Origin of the sequence: Nocardia veterana NBRC 100344 (assembly GCF_000308855.1) — a bacterium.
In the GTDB taxonomy this organism is placed as follows: Bacteria; Actinomycetota; Actinomycetes; order Mycobacteriales; family Mycobacteriaceae; genus Nocardia; species Nocardia veterana.
Genome location: NZ_BAGM01000082.1, coordinates 67,111 through 73,664, shown reverse-complemented (window position 1 = coordinate 73,664; position 6,554 = coordinate 67,111). Strand labels below are relative to the sequence as shown.

Annotated in this window: 6 protein-coding genes and 1 pseudogene; all 7 read right to left on the bottom strand. The window is 68.4% G+C overall.

Features of this window, described 5'->3' with window-relative positions:
• Positions 1 to 212 (bottom strand): annotated as a pseudogene (locus ON37_RS14330) (aldehyde dehydrogenase); the annotation flags it as partial.
• 75 nt (positions 213 to 287) lie between these two features.
• The gene (locus ON37_RS14325) at positions 288 to 1,499 is read right to left on the bottom strand and encodes a transcriptional regulator (protein WP_040719846.1); all 1,212 of its coding nucleotides are present in this window, start codon (positions 1,497 to 1,499) and stop codon (positions 288 to 290) included.
• A 397-nt stretch (positions 1,500 to 1,896) separates the two neighbouring features.
• The gene (locus tag ON37_RS14320; protein WP_040719844.1) at positions 1,897 to 2,307 is read right to left on the bottom strand and encodes a hypothetical protein; all 411 of its coding nucleotides are present in this window, start codon (positions 2,305 to 2,307) and stop codon (positions 1,897 to 1,899) included.
• Between the two features lie 109 nt (positions 2,308 to 2,416).
• Positions 2,417 to 2,800 carry a cold-shock protein gene (locus ON37_RS34830; RefSeq protein ID WP_444543878.1) on the bottom strand — a complete coding sequence of 128 codons (384 nt, stop codon included), beginning with the start codon at positions 2,798 to 2,800 and terminating at the stop codon, positions 2,417 to 2,419.
• Between the two features lie 661 nt (positions 2,801 to 3,461).
• Positions 3,462 to 3,899, bottom strand: coding sequence for an Hsp20/alpha crystallin family protein (locus tag ON37_RS14310; protein ID WP_083892989.1), 438 nt, complete (start codon positions 3,897 to 3,899; stop codon positions 3,462 to 3,464).
• Between the two features lie 148 nt (positions 3,900 to 4,047).
• Positions 4,048 to 4,641, bottom strand: a complete 594-nt coding sequence (locus ON37_RS32940; protein WP_245553198.1) for a ferritin-like domain-containing protein — start codon at positions 4,639 to 4,641, stop codon at positions 4,048 to 4,050.
• A gap of 353 nt (positions 4,642 to 4,994) precedes the next feature.
• Complete coding sequence (locus ON37_RS14300) at positions 4,995 to 6,527, bottom strand: flavin-containing monooxygenase (RefSeq protein ID WP_083892988.1); 1,533 nt, start codon at positions 6,525 to 6,527, stop codon at positions 4,995 to 4,997.
• Positions 6,528 to 6,554: the final 27 nt, after the last annotated feature.

Sequence of the window (6,554 nt, the reverse complement as noted above, 5' to 3'; positions counted from 1 at the left end):
ACATCGGCGGCACCGTGCGCGGCATCCAACGCCAACTCCACATCCGCGGCCGACGACCGCGCCACCTCACAAAAGGTCTCCCCGTCCACCGGCGACGGATTCTCGAAATAGCGGCCTTCCACCGGTGCCTTCCACTCGCCACCGATGAAGTTGTCGTAGCGGCCGGCGAAGTCGACAATACTGCCGCTCGTCCCGGGCTTCGCGTAGATCATGTTCGCTCCCTGACGGATTCGTTGTGACAGCAGCCACTGTGCACCGCGTGGGTTGGCGAAAGGTTTGATCGAGACTCAGCCGCGCAGGGCGCTGTGCAGGCGGGCCGTTGCGATCGCCCGGCGGGAGTCGTGCGGTGGGAGCGAACGCAGCGCATGCTCGTGAATCTCGATGTCGTCGATCGCCCGTTCTCCGTAGAGCAGCGCATGCTCGGGATCGGGACTGGTCAACACCGCCGTCCGCATTCCGACCTCGAGGTACTCCCGCCACTGCACGATGCCCGGGGTTTCGGAACCGGGAAGCAAAGGCCCACGGTACAGGCGCACCGCGGTGTCGGTGTCGCCCGCCTTCAATGCGGTCAACAAATCCACGGCATCGCAGCCGAGTGGCGTCTGCAGCCGATACACGCGATTGGAGATCTCGCCTCCGGTGGCCTTACGCAGATGGGATACATCCGCTTTGAGGGTGCTGGTTACGACCGGCCGGTCGCCGTAGATGGCGAAGTGCAGCTGTTCGGGAGTCAAGCCGTCGGGCTCGAGCGCCAACAACGTCAGGATTTCCAGTTGCCGCGGACGCATCTTGATCTGGCGCCCGTCGCGAACCAAGCGCGCGGTGCCGAGACAACTCAGCTGAACACCGGAGGCCGAAGCCGGGCTGCTGTGCAAGCGTGCCTCGATGGTGCTCACCAGACTCTGCACGGTGGCCATCGCCAGGGGATGCGACCGGTCCCAGGTCGACGACAGGTCGAGGACACCCAATTGCTTACCGTCGGCGCCGCGGATCGGCGCGCAGTAGCACACCCAGCCATGGAGCGCGGCGACCAGATGTTCTGCCGAGAAGACGGTCGTCGCCCGTTGCGTCGTCAGGGCCAGCGACAGCGCATTGGTACCCATATGGGCTTCGTCCCACCGCCCGCCCGGTGAGAAGTTCACTCGCTCGGCGCGGCGCTGCATGATCGGGCCACCGCAGGACCACAGGATCGTTCCGGACTCGTCCGTCACGGCCGCGATGTAGCCCGCGTCCTGCGCGATACTGTGGAGTTGATCCGACAATTCGGTGACCGGGCGGCGCAGCGGGGACTCCGCCCAACGGGTTTCGACATCGCTGGTGGTCGGTGCACTGTCCCGGGCCGGGTCGACCGTCCGCAACGAACGCTGCCACGATTGCGCCACCTCACCGCGAACCGACGTAGTCGATCGGGGTGCCTCGTTGCCGACGGATTGTGGCACCCAGCGAGCCCATTCTCGTTCGAGAGCCGCTCTGCGCTGTGAAAGAGTGGCATACGTCACTTCGCAGACTCCTTGTAACTACGATCACGGTACTTCTGGCACCATCATGGCACGGATCTGAAAAGTCCTGATCAGCCCATGGTGCGCAGCTGCCGCCGGTCCGTGGGCGGCCCGGTCTGTTCGTGCGAGGCGAGGCGACGATCGAAGGACTCACGGCTCGTATGCCGTACCTGGGGCTCCTGCGGCAAGGCCCGGCCGGCCACCGACAGCAGAACGCCGCCGGGTGGTGTTCCCGGCGGCGTTCGTATGAGGTCGACGTCCCACAAGCGCCTCTCGGCGAGTGGTCGCTCGTAGCGACTGAAGGGTGCGGCCCGGGGCTGTCCGGACGTCGACAGTGAGTTCAACCGACACTGGCGGCGCGGTATTTCCAGCCGGCCTGTGGCGTAAGCCACCGGCCTCACCTTCGCTGTTCGGTGGTGTCGTCGCCGCCTTCGCGCAGCGCCTTCGTCCGTTGTTCGTGGGCGGCCTCGCGGTCCTGCGCCGCCGCGGCACGGTGGACGTCGGCGGCGCGCCGGGACAGTTCGGCGCGGTCGATTCCCGAAGCGCCGTGGTGGACGGCAGCGTTGTCGTGGGCCGCGGCCGCGCGTTCGTGTGCGCGAGCTGCCGCCTCGTGCCGGTCCGCGGCGGCGCGGTGGGCGTCCTCCGCACGCTCGAGTGCCTGTCGAGCCCGCTCGGCCGCCCGGTCGACGTCCCTTTGCGTCACCGGACGGCCTGCGGTCAGTTCCGCTTGCCGCGCGGCCAGCTCTTCGGCCCGCTCGGCCGCCTGTGCGGCGCGCTCACCTGCGCGCCGGGCAGCAGAGTCTGTCATGCTCACACACTAGGCCCGCGGCGCCCACACCGCCGGTCCAGGACACCGGCCGTCGCACCCGAACACCGGCGCATCGACATCCGGCTCACCGACTGCGGGTGGACGGCACTCAGGCGGCCGCCGAATGTCGATGTGCGGAGGAGTCGGACCGGCGACGAGTACGGGTCGGGAGGTGGATGGTGGTGCCGGCGCGGACGTGCGTGGGCGGAATGGCGACGGGATAGGCGACGACTTGGGCGGCTTCGGGCCCCCTCGGCGCGTCGACGGTGGTGAACACGACGCGCTGGCCGGCGGTGAGCGTCTTGTAGCCGGGGGATGCGATGGCGCTGTATTCGACGAAGACCGGCGTGCCGTCATCGGAAGTGATGAATCCGAAGCCTTTTTCGGCGTTGAACCAGTCGACGCGGCCGTGCTGCCAGCGCGGCAGCTCGGTGGCGGAGTGGGAATGCGGGTCGGCGTGAGCGAGCTCGCTGCCCGATTCGGTAGTTGTCAAGGCGGATCTCCTTCCTCGGACGACAACGGCGGACCGAGTTGTCTCGGCACACAACGACGCTGCCGGAGTCGGTCCGGCAGCGTGCGAGGGCGGGTGGGCGCGGCGCGTTTCGCGCCGAGCCCACCCTCGAGGGAAAGAACATGTGCAGGCCGCAGATTCACCGCGACGCCTCGGAGAAGCGGAGCCGGTTGCCGGGCATGCCACGAGGGTGGCGCTGCGCTCGACTCGATCGGGCTCAGCCGCGAAGCGAGTCGATGGTGCCTGTTGCCGGCTCGTGGGGCTCCGCGCCGGGTCGTCGCGGAGGGCCTGGTCGATACTCGCTGACCGGCATCACCTCCTCGGTGCTGGTACTGCTGCGAAGCGTGGTGGCCATCCGGCCGCGGGGGTCCGCGCTGGCAGGCCTGCCTCGGCGGCGGTCGCCACGCCGGCCGCATCGGACTCGCCCGCTCGGTACCCGGCGTGGGCCGGCGATGCGGCCGGCGGGGCCGGTGCGCGTAGCCGGGCCGGGGGCCGGTGCCGGTCAGGATCCGATCAATGTCGGCGAAGAGTTCTTCGACATCGGGATCGAGGAGCAGTAGCCGGTCATCCAGCCAGGACAGTTCCTCGTCGACCAGATCGGCGGCACCGCCGGCGCACGCGCTCCGATACGGACCGGAAGGAGTCAGGACGTGAGCGCCTTGGCCTCCTGCTCCGGACGTTCGATCTCGATCTTGCGGGGTTTGGCCTTCTCCGCGATCGGGATCCGCAACCGCAGCACACCGTCGCGGTAGTCGGCGTGGATCCGTTCGGTATCGAGGTTCTCGCCGAGGAACAGCTGCCGGCGGAACAGCCCACGAGGGCGTTCGGCCGCCACCATGGAACGGTCCGAATCCAATTCCGGCCGCGACGCTCGCACGGTGACCACATTGCGTTCGACGTCGAGGTCCAGCGACTGGGGATCGACACCCGGCAGATCGAACTCGACCAGGAACTCGTCGCCCTCCCGCCAGGCATCCATCGGCATCGCCGCCGGGCGCGCCGCAGTCCCGAACACCTGCTGGGTCAGACGGTCCAGATCACGGAAGGGGTCGGTGCGCATCAGCATCGTCATCACCTCCAGCTACCTCGTTCTTCTCCAAAGTAACCAAGGAAACCTATGTCAACTGACACAGATAATTTTTAGCACTCGAACAGGGAGAGTGCAAGATGATGCCGATCCGTCGCGAACTCCCGACCAGCTGCGGACCAGTAGGGGCGCAGCGGCCTGGTTACGCCGATCGGACGCCGGCGAGGGGGAGCGGATCGGTGGCGGGATCGTGCCGGGAGTGTGGGGCTCCTCCGGGACGTGGACGCTCGCTCAATACTCGTGTGGGACGCGCGAATTGGGCGTGCCACATCCACCGAAGGTGTTCCAGGCGGGCCGTGGTGTCGATGAGCAGCCTGCGTGTGGCGGGGTCCGCGGCGCCCGTGACGGCGATGCGATGGCGGAACTGCCGGACGAGCGCGGTCAGCGTCGCCGCGATCGCTTCGGCGACATCTCCGTCGGGGTGCGATCCGGCCGGGAACCGTTCCGCACTCGACCGTTCGGCCACCGTGGCGGCGCGGCCGTCGGGGCAGCTGCCGAGGGTGGCGGCCCGGTCGGCTGCCGTTTCGGCGAGCTCACGAGCGATCGCGACGAGTTCGTCGGCCTGCTCCCGCACGGCACGCATGTCCGGGCCGTGGACGCAGACGCGGGCCTGCGCGCCGATCAGTCCCAGGTCGACGAGATCGACCACACAGGCCTGCAGTACCTGCTGCACGATCCGGGATTGTTCGACGGTCGCGGGCGGGAGGCGTCGCTCTTGCGAAATCAGGGCTACCACGAGACCTCCTCTCCACCGCGTCGGTGACGATGCAGACGGTTGCCGACGTGGCTGCGTCGTACCCGTCGCACCCACCCGCAAACAAGGCACGATGCGCACGCCGACCGGCGGCAGCCCGTGCATCGATCGGGGGCGCGGCCCGAACGGTAGCGTTCGACGACATGAGCAGAGCGGCCTCCGTGTTCGCGCCGGCGGCGGGTGCGGTCGTCGCGGCAGGCTGTGCGAGTACGACGCCGTGGCCCGACAAACCACCGACCCCCGTCCCGGGCGCCACCGCTCCTGGTGTCGGCCACAGCCGATTCCACCGCTGTCTGCGGTACGCGCGACGAGTGTGCCGGTCGATTCGGGAGCGATCAGCCGTCCACCGGTGTGCTGGTGACGGTTTCGGAGCCGACCGGTTCTGCCGGAACGGCGGGTGCCGGTGCTCGGGTGAGGACGAAGTCTCGGTCGTCGGGTTCGGTGAGCATGGCCGTCATCGTCGCGCGGTCGAACGGCCACAGGTCGATGGTGTTGTGCTCGGTGAAGTACCAGGAGTTGCAGCCGGTGTTCCACACCGTCGGGCCCATCGCGCGGGCGACTGCGTCGGCGAAGCGCTGGGTGGCGGCCTCGGTGACCTCGACGGTGTCGAACTCGCCGGCGCGGAACCGGCGCAGCCAGCCGGTGATGTAGCGGGCGGTGAGTTCGGCGGAGTACTGCAATGAGATCGACCCGGTCGGCGAGTTCGGCCCGAGCACGGTGAACAGGTTCGGGAAGCCCGGGATCGCGGTCATGCGGTAGGCGCGCGGGCCCTGCTCCCACGCTCGGTCGATGGTGAGCCCGTCGCGGCCCCGCAGGTTCATCGGACGCATGTAGTTGTGCGGGTGAAAACCGGTGGCGAACACGATGACGTCGACATCGTGCTCGCGCCCGTCGGCGGTGCGGATGCCGGAGGGAGTGATCTCGGTGATCTTGTCGGTCACGAGCTGGGCGTTGGCTGCCTGGATGGCCCGGTAGTAGGTTCCGGACACGACCTGTCGTTTGCACAGCGGTTGGTAGTCGGGGGTCAGGCGGTCCCGCAACTCCCGGTCGCCGACCTGCGCTCGCAGCGACCATCGCGCAAGTTGCTGGACGGCGGTGCGCCGCCACGACGGATGCAGTACGACGTCGGCGAGAATCCCCGATGCCCACAGCGCGACGTCGTAGAGCCGGCGGTGTACGGCGGGCGCCGCGGCGAGCGCCTTGGCAACCACGGCGGGCTGGCGCAGGTCCATCGGCGCCCAGAGCACCCACTGCGGGGTACGAGTGAACTGGACCAGCTTCGCCGCACTGGGCTGGAGGGCCGAAACCACTTGCACGCCCGTCGATCCCGACCCGATCACCGCGATCCGTTTGCCTTCGGTGACGAGCGTCTCGTCCCACCGCGCGGTGTGCACCGTGGCGCCGGCGAAGCTGTCCAGGCCCGGGATGTCGGGGGTGAACGGGTGGTGGAGCACACCGGTGGCGGCGATGACGAAGTCCGCGCTCAATCGGGTGCCGTCGGCGACGGTCACCGTCCAGCGGCGCCCGTCGAAGACCGCGTCCGTGACTTCGCTGTCGGTGCGCAGGTGCGCCCGCAACCCGAACGCGTCGACGACGTCGGCGTGGTAGCGCTGAATCTCGCTGCCGGTGGCCCAGATTTGGCTCCAATCGGATTTGGGAGCGAAGCCGAACTGGTAGAGCTGGGAGGGCACGTCGCAGGTCAAGCCGGGGTAGCGGTTCCAGAACCACACCCCGCCGACATCGGAACCCTTCTCCAGGATCACGAAATCGTCGAAGCCGGCCTGCTTGAAGGTCACGGCGGTCGCGATGCCGGCGACGCCCGCGCCGACGATCACGATCGACGGTTCACGAATCGGCTTGGTTGCCATCGAGTTTCGCCCTTTCCGGAGCAGAGG